Below are 14,738 nucleotides of genomic sequence, written 5' to 3'. Positions count from 1 at the left end.
CAGAATCCCTCCGGATACCCCACTCCGGAAGGCCGCATGCGTCGCCGTTTTATAGTCACAGCCCTCTCCTGTGTTGCTCCGTTGTTCCTTGTGGCCTGCGGAAAGTCGGATGACGTCGATCCCCGGACCGCTCCGCCCATCGTCCGGATTGCCCAAGTGCAACCGGGGGCGGGAGGCGCGCGCACGTTCACAGGAACCGTCGCCGCACGCGTACAGAGTGATCTGGCCTTTCGGGTGGGTGGCAAGGTCACCGAGCGCCTGGTTGAGACGGGGCAGACGGTAAAGCGCGGCGACGTGCTCTATCGGATTGATCCCGTCGATCTGAATTTGGCAGCGGCCTCCCAGCAGCAGGCCGTCATCGCGGCCCGAGCGCAAAGCGCGCAAGCCACCGCAGACGAAGCGCGATACCGCGATCTGGCAGCCAAGGGCGTCGTTTCCCGGTCGGCCTACGATCAGATCAAAGCGGCGGCGGACGCAGCATCGGCACAGCTCAAGGCGGCCGACGCGCAAGCCCGGGTTGCACGTAATGCCAGTCAATACACGGCGCTCGTCGCCGATGCCGACGGAGTGGTCATGACCATCTCCGCTGAGCCCGGTCAGGTCGTGGCGGCGGGGCAGATCGTCGCCCGGCTTGCCCGTGCAGGCAGTCGGGAGGCCGTGGTCCAGTTGCCCGAGACGCTGCGACCCCAGATCGGCTCCGTGGCCTCAGCGTCCCCGTTCGGGGCAAGCGGCAAGATCCCCGCGCGGTTGCGCGTGCTCTCGGAATCGGCCGACCCCGCCACCCGGACCTTCGAAGCCCGCTACACCCTGGAAGAGGGCAGCACGGCGCTGCCGCTGGGTTCCACGGTGGCGGTCGAACTTGCAAGCGCAGCACCTGCCGGTGCGTCGGCCGGCGTCGAGGTGCCGTTGGGCGCGCTGTTCGATCCTGGTACCGGTCCCGGCGTCTGGGTGATCGGTGGTGAGCCGCTCAAAGCCCATTGGACGCCGGTCGCCGTCAAGCAGTTGGGTGATGACCGGGTAGTGGTTGAGGGGGCCCTGAAAGCATCGGATCGCGTGGCTGCCCTCGGCGCCCATCTACTCCGCGAAGGGCAGGTGGTTCGCATCGCTGAGACCGCCAGGAACGCCGCTGCAGACGGAGCCCACCAGTGAGTGGGTTCAATCTGTCGGCACTTGCGGTGCGCGAGCGTGCCATCACGGTTTTCCTGATCTTTCTGGTCTCCGTTGCCGGCATCGTTTCCTTCTTCCAGCTCGGCCGCGCTGAGGACCCTGCGTTCACTGTCAAGGTCATGACCATCGTGACGGCCTGGCCTGGCGCTACGCCAACAGAAATGCAGGACCAGGTCGCCGAGAAGCTGGAAAAGCGTCTGCAGGAACTGCGCTGGTATGACCGCAGCGAAACCTACACCCGGCCTGGCCTGTCCTTCACTACGCTGACATTGCAGGATGGCACGCCACCGTCGGAGGTACAGGAGGAGTTCTACCAGGCGCGCAAGAAGATGGCTGACGAAGCCGCAAATCTGCCTACGGGCGTGATCGGCCCGATGGTCAACGACGAATACGCCGATGTCACGTTTGCTCTCTTCGCACTGAAAGCGAAGGGTGAACCGTTCCGCCTGCTCGCGCGTGATGCCGAGACGCTGCGTCAGCGATTGCTGCACGTACCTGGCGTAAAGAAGGTCAACATCATTGGTGAGCAATCCGAGCGCATCTATGTGGAGCTATCGCACGAACGCCTGTCGAACCTGGGCATAACACCGCAGGACGTGTTCGGGGCGCTGAACGGGCAGAACGCCCTGACGCCGGCAGGCTCGGTCGAGGCCAAGGGCCCGCAGATCTTCATTCGCCTCGATGGCGCGCTCGATCAGCTGGACAAGATCCGCGATACACCCATCGTTGCACAGGGCAGGACCCTCAAATTACGGGACATCGCCACCGTCAAGCGTGGCTATGAGGACCCGTCGACCTTCATGATCCGCAACGGTGGCGAGCCAGCCATGCTGCTGGGCATCGTCATGCGCGACGGCTGGAATGGCCTGGATCTCGGCGCCTCACTCGACGCGGAAGTCAGGAAGATCAATGACGGGCTTCCTGTCGGGATGGCGCTGGACAAGGTCACCGATCAGGCCGTGAACATCAGCTCGTCGGTCGACGAGTTCATGATGAAGTTCTTTGCCGCGCTGCTGGTGGTGATGCTGGTCTGCTTTGTCAGCATGGGCTGGCGGGTGGGTGTCGTGGTGGCTGCGGCCGTGCCGCTGACCCTCGCTGCCGTGTTCATGGTGATGGCTGCGACCGGCAAGAACTTTGACCGCATCACGCTCGGCTCGCTGATTCTTGCGCTCGGTCTGCTGGTGGACGACGCCATCATTGCCATCGAAATGATGGTGGTGAAGATGGAAGAGGGCTATAGCCGGGTCAAGGCATCGGCCTACGCGTGGAGCCATACGGCAGCGCCCATGCTGGCCGGCACCCTGGTCACTGCGGTGGGCTTCATGCCCAACGGTTTCGCCCGGTCCACTGCGGGCGAATACACCAGCAACATGTTCTGGATCGTGGGCATTGCGCTGATCGTGTCGTGGGTGGTCGCGGTGTTCTTTACGCCTTACCTCGGGGTGAAGCTCCTCCCTGAACTCAAGACCGTCGAAGGCGGACACAGCAGCCTCTACGACACGCCGCGCTACAACCGTTTCCGTTCAATCCTGGCGCGCGTGATTGCGCGTAAGTGGCTTGCCGCAGGTTCGGTGATCGGTCTGTTCGTGCTTGCTGTGGTGGGCATGGGGCTGGTGAAGAAGCAGTTCTTCCCCATCTCCGACCGCCCGGAAGTGCTGGTCGAAGTGCAGATGCCCTACGGCACCGCCATCGACCAGACCAGCCTGGCTACCAGGAAGGTCGAAAAGTGGCTTTCGGAGCAGGAAGAATCGAAGATCGTCACGGCCTATATTGGTCAGGGCGCTCCCCGGTTCTATCTTGCCATCTCGCCGGAACTACCGGATCCGGCATTCGCCAAGATCGTGGTGCGTACCGACAGCCAGGAACAGCGCGATGCCTTGAAAGCAAGGCTGCGCCAGGCGGTGGCTGAGGGATTGGCACCAGAGGCGCGTGTGCGTGTGACCCAGTTGGTGTTCGGGCCCTACTCGCCATACCCGGTGGCCTACCGTGTCAGCGGTCCGGATACGGATGTCATCCGTGGCATTGCGGCCAAGGTGGAGCAGACCATGCACGCCAGTCCGATGATGCGCACGGTCAACAACGATTGGGGCGTGCGCACGCCAACGCTGCACTTCACGCTCGATCAGGACCGCTTGCAGGCCATGGGCATGACCTCGGCGTCCGTCTCGCAGCAGTTGCAGTTCTTCCTGAGCGGCGTGCCCGTCACTGCCGTTCGTGAGGACATCCGCACCGTTGAGGTTGTCGCTCGATCTGGTGGAGAAACGCGTTTGGATCCTGCGCGCATCGCAGACTTCACCCTGGTCGGTGCTGCTGGCCAGCGAGTGCCGCTGTCGCAGATCGGCTCGGTCGAGGTTCGGATGGAAGAGCCGGTGCTGCGCCGCCGCGATCGGGTACCCACCATCACCGTGCGCGGTGACATTGACGATGCACTGCAGCCACCGGATGTATCCACCGCTATCAGCAAGCAGCTTGCGCCGCTCATTGCCTCGCTGCCCGAGGGCTACGCGATTACCCAGGCCGGTTCCATCGAGGAATCGGGCAAGGCGATGAGCGCGATGCTGCCGCTGTTCCCAATCATGCTGGCGGTGACCCTGCTGATCATCATCCTGCAGGTACGTTCCATCTCCGCGATGATCATGGTCTTCATGACCAGTCCGTTGGGGCTGATCGGCGTGGTGCCGACCCTGCTGCTGTTCCAGCAGCCGTTTGGCATCAACGCGCTGGTTGGATTGATCGCATTGTCGGGCATCCTGATGCGCAACACGCTCATCCTTATCGGCCAGATCCACGAGAACGAAGAAGCGGGGATGGATACCTTCCACGCCATCATCGAGGCGACAGTTCACCGCGCCCGTCCAGTGATCCTCACTTCTCTGGCAGCGGTGCTTGCGTTCATTCCGCTGACCCATTCGGTGTTCTGGGGAACGCTTGCCTACACGCTGATCGGCGGCACCATTGCCGGCACCGTGATGACACTGGTGTTCCTGCCGGCGATGTACGCCATCTGGTTCAAGGTGCGAGCGGACAAGACCCCCGTCGCCTGATGGTGGCCCGAAGAACCTCCTCCAAATGGGACGTGAGCCATGAGTACTGCCGACAGAGACCGCATTGTGGTGACCGGAATGGGCGTGGTCAGTCCACTCGGCTGTGGAGTTGAAACCGTCTGGTCGCGCCTCCTGGCGGGGCGCTCCGGGATCGGGTCGCTGGGTGCCGAGCTTGCCGCGGGAACCGGCTGCGAAGTCGGCGGCCGCGTGCCTGACCGCATTCAAGATCCCGAGGCGGGTTTCGATTCTACCGGCATCATCGCGCCGAAAGATCTGAAGAAGATGGACCGGTTTGTCGAGTTCGCGCTGGTCGCCGCCCATGAAGCCCTTGAGCAGGCCGGTTGGCGGGAAGCCGATCAGCGTGGGCGGCTGCGAACGGCAACCGTGATTGCCACCGGGATCGGCGGGTTTGGATCCATCGTCAATGCGGTCCACACCACCGAAAGCCGAGGGCCTGGGCGGTTGTCGCCCTTCACTGCACCCACCTTCCTGGCGAATATGGCGGCTGGGCAGGCATCGATCCGTTACGGGTTCAAAGGTCCGCAGGGCGCTCCCGTCACGGCCTGCGCGGCGGGTGTCCAAGCCATTGGTGATGCGGCGCGTCTCATTCGGTCCGGTGAGGCGGACATCGCGTTGTGCGGTGGTGCAGAGGCAGCAATGCACCGGGTCAGCCTCGGTGGCTTCGCCGCTGCCAAGGCACTGAGCACGTCGTTCAATGACACACCACAGGCTGCGTCCCGCCCGTTTGATGAGCAGCGGGACGGCTTTGTCATGTCCGAAGGGGCGGGGCTGCTGGTGATCGAGCGGCTGGATCACGCGCGCTCGCGTGGTGCCACCCCGCTGGCCGAGCTGGTCGGCTACGGCACCACTTCGGATGCCTACCATTTGACTGCGGGACCCGACGACGGCAGTGGCGCCCGCAGGGCGATGGAGATCGCGCTGGCGCAGGCCGGCATTTCCGCTGAGCAGGTCGACCACATCAATGCGCACGCGACGTCGACCCAGGTGGGGGACCGGGCAGAGCTTGCGGCCATGCGTGCCTTGTTCGGCGCCCGTCCAGATCTTCTCATCTCTGCCACCAAGTCCAGCACCGGGCACCTGCTCGGGGCGGCTGGCGGCATCGAAGCAATCTTTACGGTGCTTGCCTTGCGCGATCAGGTCGCGCCGGCGACGCTCAACCTCGGCCGCCCGGATCCGTTGGCAGACGGGCTTTCCATCGTCGCCGGCGGGCCGCGGAAAGCGGAGATCGAGTTCGCGTTGACCAATGGATTTGGCTTTGGCGGCGTGAATGCCAGTGCATTGTTCAGGCGGATGTGAGCGTGGTTCGCTCCAGCGGCCTCCCAAGCAAAACCGCCCTGCGCTGGGAAGGTGCACGGGCGTTGAGCCGACGTTGGATACTGGATGCAGCCGGCGCTGTGTTTGCGGAAGACGGGTTTGAGAGCGCGACGATGAAGCGCATCGCTGAGGCCTGTGACGTCAGCAAGGTCACGATCTATGCCCACTATCGTGACAAGGCGCAGCTCTACGGGGCCGTCATGGACAGCCATCTGGCATCCTTGCCGGTTGCTGGGCTGCACATGCATGGAACGTTGGATCTTGGCGATGCGCTGATGCGGATCAATGATGGCATCGGACGGTTGGCGGCAAACCCTTCATGCCAGGCCTTCTGCAGGACGCTCTCGCGTTCGGATCATGCCCGCGCTGTCTACATGGAGCACTGGCGTGCGGTGCTCCAGCCGTACTTCGATCTCGCCGAACAGGCGATGGCGACGGCCTCCGCAGGGTCGCTGCATTCCAGTGACAGTGAGAAGTTTCTCAGGCTCATCCTTGCAGAGCATGGCCTGCCAAATAGGGCAACGCCCATGTCTGGAAGCCATGCCACGGTCGCGCTTTTCGTGCGCGCCTATGCACAAAGGCCGTCGGATGCCTGGCAGGCGCCGCCCGAGCGTGGGTGAAGGCACCCGGTCGGCGCATGACTTCATGCACTGCACGATGACTACAAATGTAGTCATCGTGTGTCTGTCCAGTGGAGGAGCCCGGCATGAGAGCCTGTTTGTTCGCCTGCATATTCTTCCTCGCGCTGCGCCCCTGGATGGCCGGCGCCAACACGCCTGACGCCCTCGCAGCGATCGAGCAGAATGCCCGCAATGCGCATTCCGATGCGGTCTTCATTGAGCGAGAAGGCGCTGTCCTGCTGCAGATCGCGCCCGCCGCCGGTGAAGAACGGATCCACCTCATGTCGGCGACCAAGTCCGTCGTCGCCCTGGCCATCGGGCTGCTGCTCGATGACGGCAGGCTCGCTTCCATCGACGAGCCGGTCAGCACTGTTTACCCGGAATGGCGGCAGGGCAGGAAGCGGGACATCACGATCAGGATGCTGATGGACCACACCTCCGGACTGCAGAACGTAGCCAACGCCGGCGTGGAACTGGAGGGCGCACCGGATCTGGTGAAGCTGGCGCTGGCGGCCGAGGTGTCCACCGATCCAGGCACCACGTTCGCTTACAACAACAAGGCCACCAATCTCCTGCCGGGCATCGTCGAACGGCTTGCCGGCAAGCCGCTGGATGTCTACCTGGACGAACGGCTGTTCAAGCCACTCGGCATGTCCGGTCATGCATGGATGAAGGATCAGGCCGGCACGCCCTTGGGCATGGCCGGGCTATCGCTGTCAGCCCCTGATCTGGCGGCGATCGGAAGACTGATGCTGGCCGGTGGCGTCGCCCCGGACGGCGAGCGGTTGCTGAGCGAGCGCTCGGTGGCGTTGATGACCGCCGAGAGCGCACGCTCCCCCGATGTCGGCCTGCTGTGGTGGCGCATCCCCGCTTGGGAGCACTACCGGCTGAAATCAGCGGCAGCAGCCCTCCTGTCTGCCCGCAGCGTGGACGCCGGGATGCAGGAGGTGCTGCTGGCCACCGAGGGCCGGCTGTTCGACAGCAAGGCAGCGCTGATCAGCTTCCTGGCCGAACGCCTGGGACCTGCCTGGCCACAGCGTTACGCGGCAGAAATCAGCGGGCGCGGACTGAAACTCAGCGACATCTTCGACATCGACCGGGGGCCGGTAGCGGCATACGCAGCCAACGGCTATCTCGGCCAGCACCTGGTCATTGTTCCCGGCAAGGGCGTGGTCGCGGTCAGGCAGATCCACCGGCGGGACAGCCACAGCGCTCCGCTCGACGATTACGCCGCGTTTCCCATGGACGTACTGCGTTTGGCGGAGACACTGTGACAGTCGACGGCGCTAGGGGAGGCGGCAGCCCGCGAACACATCCAGGCCCGGCTCGTAAACCCCGCTGCTGATATCGAACAACCCCAGCAGGGAGTGGAAGAGATTGTCGTGGCTGTAGGATCTGGTGCCCGCAGCATGACGCAGGCAGGCAACCTCAAGTCGTGCATGGGTCGCGAAGGCAGGAGAGAACCACATCACCAGCGGCACCTGGGTCTGCTCCCGTGGCGCGATGAAGTAGGGCGTCCCATGCAGATACAGGCCGTGCTCGCCAAGCGACTCGCCATGGTCGGACACATAGATCAGGGCTACATCGCGCTGGTCCGCGTAGGTCTGCAGCAGGTCGATGGCCTTGCCCAGCAGGCGGTCGGTATAGACCAGCGTATTGTCGTAGGTGTTGACCAGCGCGTCATTGCTGCACTTCTGGATCTGGTTGCTGTCGCAGGTGGGGCTGAATGTCGTGGCATCGGCCGGATAGCGTTCAAAGTACGTGGGCCCATGGCTGCCCAGCTGATGCAGCACGATCAGCCCATCACCCGGCATCGCCTCGATGCGCGCGCCCAGCTGGTGCAGCAGGATTTCGTCATGGCAGGTGCCATCCCGGTTGACACACAATCCAGGCACTTTCAGCGGAGGCATGTCATCGGTGGGCACGCGCTCGCACACGCCCTTGCAACCTCCATTGTTGTTGTCGCGCCAAAGCACGCTGACACCAGTCCGCTGCAGGATGTCGAGCACGTTCTCTTCCGACGCCGCAGCCACACCGTCGTACTGCGACCGCGTCATCTGCGAGAACATGCAGCGCAGCGACACCGCCGTTGCGGTACCGCAGGAGGAAACGTCGCCGAAGCTGATGACGTTGTCTTTGCGTGACAGGTACGGGTTGGTCGGGCGAGGGTAGCCGTTGAGCTGGAAGTTCTGTGCTCGTGCCGTCTCGCCAGCCACCACGACGACCAGGCGGGGGCGTTTGCCGGGTGTGCGGGTGGCATCCTCGCCGACAGCCCGCAATGGTTGCGCCTTGGCGCTGTAGCTGCTCCTGAGATAGCCATAGGTGTGGCGGACCACGTTCAGCGGCAACACCTGCTCGCGGATGTAGCGATTGTTGCGCAGCAACGACGAATACTCCTTGTAGAACGCAAACGACACCGCCGTCAGCACCATCAACGTCGCCAGCACATTTCCCAGCCATACCAGCGCCGCCCGCAGGGGGCGGCCGCTGTTTCCGGTGCGCATGACCAGCAGGACGCACGAGGGCAGGGCGCCCAGCAACAGCACTGTCAGCAGCAGCGGGATCGAGAGATAGGACGTCATCTCGGCCTGGTTGGTCTCCAGCGCGTTCTGCACCATGTCGCGGTCGATCAGCACGCCGTAATGAAGCATGAAGTAGCTGCACGCGGCACTGATGAGAACCAGGAGCGCCAGTACCGGCTTGCGTACATAGGGAAGGATGCCGATCGGCGTGAACAGCAGATTGAACAGGCAGAACAGCAGCACCGGCAGGCTGAAGAAGAACAGGGTGCTGCGCAGGTCATGGATGTCCATGACGGACCACAGTGTTTTCCAGAGGGCGATGTTTCCCAGCGTGGCGAAGAACAACGCGGTGCACCACACAAGCACGATCGGATGATGAGGGGAAAGTCTGAAGCATGGACGCACGTGCACAATCCGTTGTACGAGAAGTGCGCGCAGTATCTGGATGCGTTTATCAGGAAGTTGTCAGCTTTCGTGCTCAGCCCAGCAGAACCACGGCCCATACCGTAGCGACCATCAACAGCGCCGTGGTCTGCGCCGCACTGCCCATGTCCTTCGCATTCTTGGAAAGCGGGTGATGTTCCAAAGATATGCGGTCGACCACCGCTTCGATGGCCGAGTTGAGCAGTTCCACCATCAGGCTGATGAAGCAGACCACCAGCATCAGGGCGCGCTCGCTTCGGCTGACATCCAGCAGGAAGGCCACGACCGCCAGTGCGCCATGCAGCAAGAGCAGCTGGCGGAAGGCCGCCTCTCCCCGAAAGGTGGCGATGAAGCCATCGCGTGAATGGATCAGGGTATGGAAGATGCGGCGCAGGCCGGTCTTTCCGTGCGGGTACTTGCCGTTGCCATTGGGGTGCCCTGGCTGCATTTCGGTCCTGCCTACATATTGAGATCCGGCAAGGATGTGCAGGCCCGTGTCAGGAAGCTGTCAGGTGCCGGGCGTGGCTGGGAGCATCTGCAGGGTGAATCGGCAGCCTTGCGCCGAAGTCTCGACCGTCATCTGCCACCCCATGTGTTCGACAGCGCGCTGCACGATGGACAGGCCCAGGCCTTCGCCGCTCTGCCGGGCGCTGGGCATGAAACGCTGGAACTGCTGAGCATCAATGCTGGGCGGCAGTCCCGGGCCGGTATCGGCGATGCGCAGCGTGCCGCCCCGCAGCTCGACCCTTACTTCGCCCTCGTCGGTGTACTGGCAGGCATTGCGCAGCAGGTTCCAGACCACACTACGTGCCAGCTCTGCATTGGTCAGCACCTGCTGGTCCTGCGGCGCATCCAGAACCAAGCGCACCGGCTTGCCCGAAAGCCACGGCGCACATCGCTCCCTGCATTCCTCGATCAGCGCCCGCACAGGCACGACGCTGCGCGGAACCGTCCTGGGGTCACGCGAAAGCAGCAGCAGGCAGGTCAACTGCCGCTGCATTTCCTGGGTGGTGCGCATGATGCGATCGGCGCTGGCCACCAGGTGGCTGTCGGCGGGCAGCTGGTGCACCAGTGTCTCGGCCGCGCCACCGATGATCGCCAAGGGCGTGCGCAGCTCATGACTGGCATCGCCCGCAAAGCACTGTTCGCGTTGCAGGAACTGCTCAAGCTCGTCGCTGTGCTGGGCGAAAGCGCGCGCAAGCACACCTATCTCATCGCGTGCATCCTGGTAGGGGAAGGGCTTGTGCTTGTTCTGCACCGCCTCGGCCAGACGGGTGATGGGCGCGATGACATGGGTCGCGGTTCGGCGGCCGATCCAGAACGCGCAAAGCACGCAGGTGAGGATGACCAGCGCCGCAAAGGCATTGATCAGATGCTCCAGGTAGGCATAGTGTTCGCCATCCTGCAGCAGGTAGTAGCGCTGTCCGTTGCTTTCGAAGACCCGCAGATGCCATTCGTTCGGGCCTTCTTCACCGTGGTAGCCCGGCCCGTACCTGCGCAGCACCTGAGGAGCCGAGCGCGCGTCATACAGCTGGCTGCCTTTCGTCAGTTCCGGTTGCTCGCCACTGGCCAGTGCGGCCTGCAGCCGATGGACCTCGCGGTCCTGGGTCATCGAAACGACGGAGGCTCTTACCTCGTCGTAGTCCACCAGTTCGACCAGCACAATGAAGCCCATGGCACCGGCCATCAGCAGCACGAACGACACCGTGATGCGCGTTCTCAGTGTCAGGCTTCGATAAAGCGACTTCAGCGAGCGGGTAGTCATCGGCAGCAACTACTCGGCAGGTGCCAGTGCGGGCCTGTCCAGCCGCCAGCCAACGCTGTGCACCGTGGCAATGAGTGCAGGGTTGAACGGCCTGTCCACCTGCAGGCGCAGCTCATGGATGTGCGTGCGCAGTGCACCGCTCTCCGGCGGCTCGTCGCCCCAGATCAGGTATTCCATCTCCTGCTTGCGCACCACCGCGGGGGCAGCCCGCACCAGGCACATCAGCAGCTTGTGCGCTGTCGGGGTCAGATTGAGGGTGTGGCCCTGGCGCCACGCCTGCGGTGAACGGGTGTCGACGCGCAGATCGCCCCAGTCCAACACACTCTGGACCTGCCGGCCCTGGGCGCGGCGGACCAGCGCCTTGATGCGTGCGTCCAGCTCCTTCAGGGAGAAGGGCTTGACCAGGTAATCATCCGCACCCGACGCGAGCCCCTGCACGCGGTCCTCCACCGGATCCCGGGCGGTCAGCATCAGGATCGGCACCGGGTTCTGGAACTCCTGACGGAGCGCCTGGCACAGTGCCATGCCATCTAGGCGGGGCAGCATCAGGTCAAGCAGAATGGCGTCGTAATCGTTCTGCGTTGCCCTGCGCAGGCCGGTGGCACCATCCCGCGCATCGTCAAGCACGTAGCCCAGTGGCTCGAAGAAGGCGTAGAGATTTGCAACCAGCTCGGGGTTGTCTTCAATGATGAGCAGACGTGTCATGGGCTATGCGCATCCGTGCATGATCAATGGACGTTGAACGACCACCGCTAGTTTGCCACGTGCAAGGGCGCGCTGCGGGTCATTGCTGGACACGGCGGCAGGTGCCTGTGATAGCGTGCCGGGATGAAGATCCTTGCCCTATCCGGTAGCGCTCGCCGGCTGTCCACCAACACCGCATTGTTGAGGGCGCTGGAAGAAATCGCGCCACCGGATATCGCACTGAGTACCTACGCCGACCTCGGCGGACTGCCCGTTTTTTCTCCCGATCTTGAAGATCTGCCCTTGCCTGACAGCGTTGTGCACTTCAAGCGCTGCATTGAAGCCTGCGATGGCATTCTGATTTCGAGCCCCGAGTACGCACGAGGCATTCCGGGCGGCCTGAAGAACGCCATCGATTGGCTCGTATCGGGCGACCTTGTGATTGCAAAGCCCATCGCGCTGGTGCACGCATCCCATCGCGGCGACGACATGCTCGCGTCTCTGCGGCTTGTGCTGTCGACAATCAGCTCCCGCTTCAACGAAGAACTGTTCCTGCGCTTCCCCTTCATGAAGATGGAGTCGGAGGCCATTGCCGATGCCGTAAGGCAGCCGGTCAATCGCGGACCGGCGGAGGCCTTTCTTCAGGAATTTTCCCGCTACTGCCAGCGACCAGAGGGTGATTGAACATGATCGTTGGTGCAGTCTGCTGACAAGGGCTTGTGGCGTCAGCGGTTCACCGGTGCTTGCAGATGGGAATACCCCGCGGCCTCCACGAACTGCGGCAGTGTCCACAGCTGGCCGTTGGGCCCCCACGTGCCATCGGTGACATCGCTCACCATGATCGAAGCAACCAGCCGCTGCGTATCCGGCAGGGCCAGCGATTCCAGAATGGCCTGGTGCACAACCGCCGCGTAACGGGACCGGTGCTGTTCGTCGAGTACGCCGGCGGGTGCGAGGACGTGGACCAGGCACGGAATGACGTGGAGGAAGTCGGCACTGCCGCCACAGCGCCAGAAGCCGGCCGGCACCTCCTCGGCAATCACCCAGCACAGGCTGCGTTGGCGGGGATCAGGCCCCAGGCCGCTGCATTGCGTTGCAGCGGTATTCACCGCGGCGATCATCCGCTCGCGCTGAAGAGCGGTCAGTGCGTCGGCGGGTGTCTTGATGAGGATGGTGGGCATGGATAGCGCTCGTGGGTGAGGGAGCGCCCATTCAACCGCGCTGCGGCGCGGGTCTTAAGTGGCCGATTTGCCAACAATCGCGCAGAATCAGCCAATGCATGATTTCGTCCTGGTGGTGCCGCGCGCACCCTTTGCCTCCAGCGTCACCCTCACCCTTGATCTTCTGACCACCGCGGCCAAGCTGGCGTGCCGGGTCGGGGTTGCACCGCCGCGTTGGCGGGTCTGCGCGGTGACGCCAGGAAGCATTCCGCTTGGCAACGGCCTGCACCTGCAGGTGGACACGTTGCCTGCGCGCTCCTCTGCGCATGAATGCTGGATCCTGCCGGGCCTGGACATCGACGATGCCAGCCAACTCGACGCGCGCTTGGCCCAGCCGGACATTCCACCCTTGCTCGCTGCGCTGCGCCGCCATGCAAGAGCGGGCGGCACGATTGCAGGCTCCTGTTCGTCCGTGTTTCTGCTCAACGCAGCCGGATTGCTGGAGGGACGCTGCGTGACCACAACGTGGTGGTTGGCCCCTGCGCTGCGGCGCGTGGCGCCAACCACACGCGTCGAACCCGATCGCATGGTGCATGCGGATGGCACGCTGGTCACTGCCGGCGCCGCGATGGCACACATGGACCTGGTGCTTTACGTGCTGCGCCAGCGCTTCGGCGAGCAACTCACGGCCATGCTGGGCCAGGCGCTGCTGGTCGAGCAGCGTCGCCTGCAGTCGCTGTATATGTCGCCGGCGATGATGGTGCCCGAGAACAACCTGATTGCGCTGTTGACCCGCCACATCGCAGAGACGCTCCCGGAACCAGTCACCGTGGGCACGCTTGCCGCGCGGGCCAACATGTCCACACGCACCCTCAACCGCCAAGTGAACAAGGTGCTCGGCTACGGGCCGCAGCAGTTGATCCAGTCGGTGCGCTTGAACCGGGCGCGGGTGCTGCTGGAAAGTGGCGGGCTTTCGGTGGAAGAGGTGACCGCGCAGGTGGGCTTGGGCGATTCTGCGACGCTCAGGCGATTGCTGCGCAGGCGACTGGGCCTGAATCCTACCCAGGTTCGAGGGTGAGGGAGCTGCATTGCTGACTGCGGGCTTGCGGACGCCCATCGGGTCCGGTCCGGGCGCACGGATTCATTCACAGGCGCTGCTCTATATTCAGGGCCACAACGCCGCATACTGCGGCTGGACCGGGAGTATCCCCATGAAAACCGGACGTTTGCTTGGCATTGCCCTGGGTGCGGCAGTGACCCTGGTTGCTGCGCCTGCCTGGGCCGATCCGCCGCATCATGCACGGGGCAACGGACCGCCGCCCCATGCAGGCGGCCCGCACAACCGCGACGCACCCCCGCCGGGCTGGCAGAAAAAGGCATGGCGCCGCGGTGACCGCTTGCCTTGGGCCGAGGTTGACCGGCGCTACTGGGTGGACGACTACGCGCATTACCGTCTGCGCGACCCCGGCCGCGGTCAGCGCTGGGTGCGGCAGTCGGATACGGAATACCTGCTGGTGGAGATCGCCACCGGCGTGATCATCGACGCCCTGCGTCGCTAGGGATTCCGGCATGGGCCCCGGGCGGCGCGCAGCCGCCGCGGGGGTACTGCAGGCACGGCCGCCGGTGGCATCGCGCGCTTACCCCGGCAACTCGCACTTCATCCTGCCGTCCACGTAATACGGCTTCGGTACGTTCGGGTTGTCGCTGGTCTTTTCAAAGACCACTTCGAACGACGCCGCGTCGGGTGAACCTTTGCGATCGGTGCAGGCGTCCTGCAGCTTCTTCTTGACCGCGGCAATGCCGGCCTCGCGGTTGGCACCGTCGGCGCTGTTGGTCAGGTTTACGGTTTCAGCCAGGGCCAGTGGGCTGAAGGCACACAGGCAGCTGGCGATCATCAGGGCATGCAGCTTGGTCAAGGGGCGCGCCTCGCGGAAATCCAATGAGGCAGTCAGCATAATGCGGGAGCGTTAACAGCACGTGCCCGGTTGCGGCAGTTGGCTTGGCTGACGTTGTTTGGT

Annotated in this window: 14 protein-coding genes; 8 read left to right on the top strand and 6 right to left on the bottom strand. The window is 63.8% G+C overall.

Going from position 1 to position 14,738, the window contains the following annotated elements; translation table 11 throughout:
* Nucleotides 1-36 precede the first annotated feature (36 nt).
* The 5 genes from QP457_RS11305 to QP457_RS11285 all read left to right on the top strand — a co-directional run bounded on the left by QP457_RS11305 (nt 37) and on the right by QP457_RS11285 (nt 7,440).
* Nucleotides 37-1,149: an efflux RND transporter periplasmic adaptor subunit gene (locus QP457_RS11305; protein WP_205404150.1), complete on the top strand. Its 1,113-nt coding sequence runs from the start codon at nt 37-39 to the stop codon at nt 1,147-1,149.
* A complete protein-coding gene (locus QP457_RS11300) occupies nt 1,146-4,211 on the top strand; it encodes an efflux RND transporter permease subunit (RefSeq protein WP_205404149.1) in 3,066 nt (1,021 codons plus the stop codon). Before QP457_RS11305 ends, QP457_RS11300 begins: the two co-directional genes overlap by 4 nt.
* A 39-nt stretch (nt 4,212-4,250) precedes the next feature.
* A complete protein-coding gene (gene fabF, locus QP457_RS11295) occupies nt 4,251-5,528 on the top strand; it encodes a beta-ketoacyl-ACP synthase II (protein ID WP_205404148.1) in 1,278 nt (425 codons plus the stop codon).
* Nucleotides 5,529-5,590: 62 nt separating this feature from the next.
* Nucleotides 5,591-6,166, top strand: coding sequence for a TetR/AcrR family transcriptional regulator (locus tag QP457_RS11290; protein WP_205404146.1), 576 nt, complete (start codon nt 5,591-5,593; stop codon nt 6,164-6,166).
* Between the two features lie 137 nt (nt 6,167-6,303).
* On the top strand, nt 6,304-7,440 hold the full coding sequence (locus tag QP457_RS11285; protein ID WP_205404409.1) for a serine hydrolase domain-containing protein: 1,137 nt from the start codon (nt 6,304-6,306) through the stop codon (nt 7,438-7,440).
* A gap of 12 nt (nt 7,441-7,452) precedes the next feature.
* On the opposite strand, the gene QP457_RS11280 is transcribed toward QP457_RS11285, so the two are convergent.
* The 4 genes from QP457_RS11280 to QP457_RS11265 all read right to left on the bottom strand — a co-directional run bounded on the left by QP457_RS11280 (nt 7,453) and on the right by QP457_RS11265 (nt 11,581).
* Complete coding sequence (locus tag QP457_RS11280; RefSeq protein ID WP_286041611.1) at nt 7,453-9,048, bottom strand: phosphoethanolamine--lipid A transferase; 1,596 nt, start codon at nt 9,046-9,048, stop codon at nt 7,453-7,455.
* A 118-nt stretch (nt 9,049-9,166) separates the two neighbouring features.
* Nucleotides 9,167-9,559 (bottom strand): diacylglycerol kinase, encoded by a 393-nt coding sequence (locus QP457_RS11275; RefSeq protein WP_180167102.1) that lies wholly within the window; start codon nt 9,557-9,559, stop codon nt 9,167-9,169.
* A 60-nt stretch (nt 9,560-9,619) separates the two neighbouring features.
* Nucleotides 9,620-10,876: a HAMP domain-containing sensor histidine kinase gene (locus QP457_RS11270; RefSeq protein WP_205404143.1), complete on the bottom strand. Its 1,257-nt coding sequence runs from the start codon at nt 10,874-10,876 to the stop codon at nt 9,620-9,622.
* Between the two features lie 9 nt (nt 10,877-10,885).
* Entirely contained in the window at nt 10,886-11,581 is a 696-nt protein-coding gene (locus QP457_RS11265) for a response regulator transcription factor (protein ID WP_205404141.1), read from the bottom strand.
* Between the two features lie 123 nt (nt 11,582-11,704).
* On the opposite strand from QP457_RS11265, the gene QP457_RS11260 reads away from it, so the two are divergent.
* Entirely contained in the window at nt 11,705-12,244 is a 540-nt protein-coding gene (locus QP457_RS11260; protein ID WP_205404139.1) for an NADPH-dependent FMN reductase, read from the top strand.
* Between the two features lie 41 nt (nt 12,245-12,285).
* Here QP457_RS11260 and QP457_RS11255 read toward each other — a convergent pair whose 3' ends face one another.
* The gene (locus QP457_RS11255; protein ID WP_205404137.1) at nt 12,286-12,741 is read right to left on the bottom strand and encodes a hypothetical protein; all 456 of its coding nucleotides are present in this window, start codon (nt 12,739-12,741) and stop codon (nt 12,286-12,288) included.
* 94 nt (nt 12,742-12,835) lie between these two features.
* On the opposite strand from QP457_RS11255, the gene QP457_RS11250 reads away from it, so the two are divergent.
* Nucleotides 12,836-13,798 (top strand): helix-turn-helix domain-containing protein, encoded by a 963-nt coding sequence (locus tag QP457_RS11250; RefSeq protein ID WP_286040595.1) that lies wholly within the window; start codon nt 12,836-12,838, stop codon nt 13,796-13,798.
* A 133-nt stretch (nt 13,799-13,931) separates the two neighbouring features.
* Nucleotides 13,932-14,279 (top strand): RcnB family protein, encoded by a 348-nt coding sequence (locus QP457_RS11245; protein WP_025877128.1) that lies wholly within the window; start codon nt 13,932-13,934, stop codon nt 14,277-14,279.
* A gap of 78 nt (nt 14,280-14,357) precedes the next feature.
* Here QP457_RS11245 and QP457_RS11240 read toward each other — a convergent pair whose 3' ends face one another.
* The gene (locus QP457_RS11240; RefSeq protein ID WP_180167098.1) at nt 14,358-14,636 is read right to left on the bottom strand and encodes a hypothetical protein; all 279 of its coding nucleotides are present in this window, start codon (nt 14,634-14,636) and stop codon (nt 14,358-14,360) included.
* Nucleotides 14,637-14,738 lie beyond the last annotated feature (102 nt).

Source organism: Stenotrophomonas sp. As-7 (genome assembly GCF_030291015.1).
Lineage (GTDB): Bacteria > Pseudomonadota > Gammaproteobacteria > Xanthomonadales > Xanthomonadaceae > Stenotrophomonas > Stenotrophomonas lactitubi.
The sequence above is the reverse complement of the archived record's forward strand: the minus strand, read 5'-3'. Positions and strand labels throughout refer to the sequence as shown.

Excerpts from the sequence above, each read along its gene's own strand:
- QP457_RS11260 (WP_205404139.1), top strand. The coding sequence starts at position 11,705 with ATGAAGATCCTTGCCCTATCCGGTAGCGCTCGCCGGCTGTCCACCAAC.
- QP457_RS11275 (WP_180167102.1), bottom strand. The coding sequence starts at position 9,559 with ATGCAGCCAGGGCACCCCAATGGCAACGGCAAGTACCCGCACGGAAAG.
- QP457_RS11250 (WP_286040595.1), top strand. The coding sequence starts at position 12,836 with ATGCATGATTTCGTCCTGGTGGTGCCGCGCGCACCCTTTGCCTCCAGC.
- QP457_RS11245 (WP_025877128.1), top strand. The coding sequence starts at position 13,932 with ATGAAAACCGGACGTTTGCTTGGCATTGCCCTGGGTGCGGCAGTGACC.
- QP457_RS11270 (WP_205404143.1), bottom strand. The coding sequence starts at position 10,876 with ATGACTACCCGCTCGCTGAAGTCGCTTTATCGAAGCCTGACACTGAGA.
- QP457_RS11265 (WP_205404141.1), bottom strand. The coding sequence starts at position 11,581 with ATGACACGTCTGCTCATCATTGAAGACAACCCCGAGCTGGTTGCAAAT.
- QP457_RS11305 (WP_205404150.1), top strand. The coding sequence starts at position 37 with ATGCGTCGCCGTTTTATAGTCACAGCCCTCTCCTGTGTTGCTCCGTTG.
- QP457_RS11255 (WP_205404137.1), bottom strand. The coding sequence starts at position 12,741 with ATGCCCACCATCCTCATCAAGACACCCGCCGACGCACTGACCGCTCTT.
- QP457_RS11285 (WP_205404409.1), top strand. The coding sequence starts at position 6,304 with ATGGCCGGCGCCAACACGCCTGACGCCCTCGCAGCGATCGAGCAGAAT.
- fabF (WP_205404148.1), top strand. The coding sequence starts at position 4,251 with ATGAGTACTGCCGACAGAGACCGCATTGTGGTGACCGGAATGGGCGTG.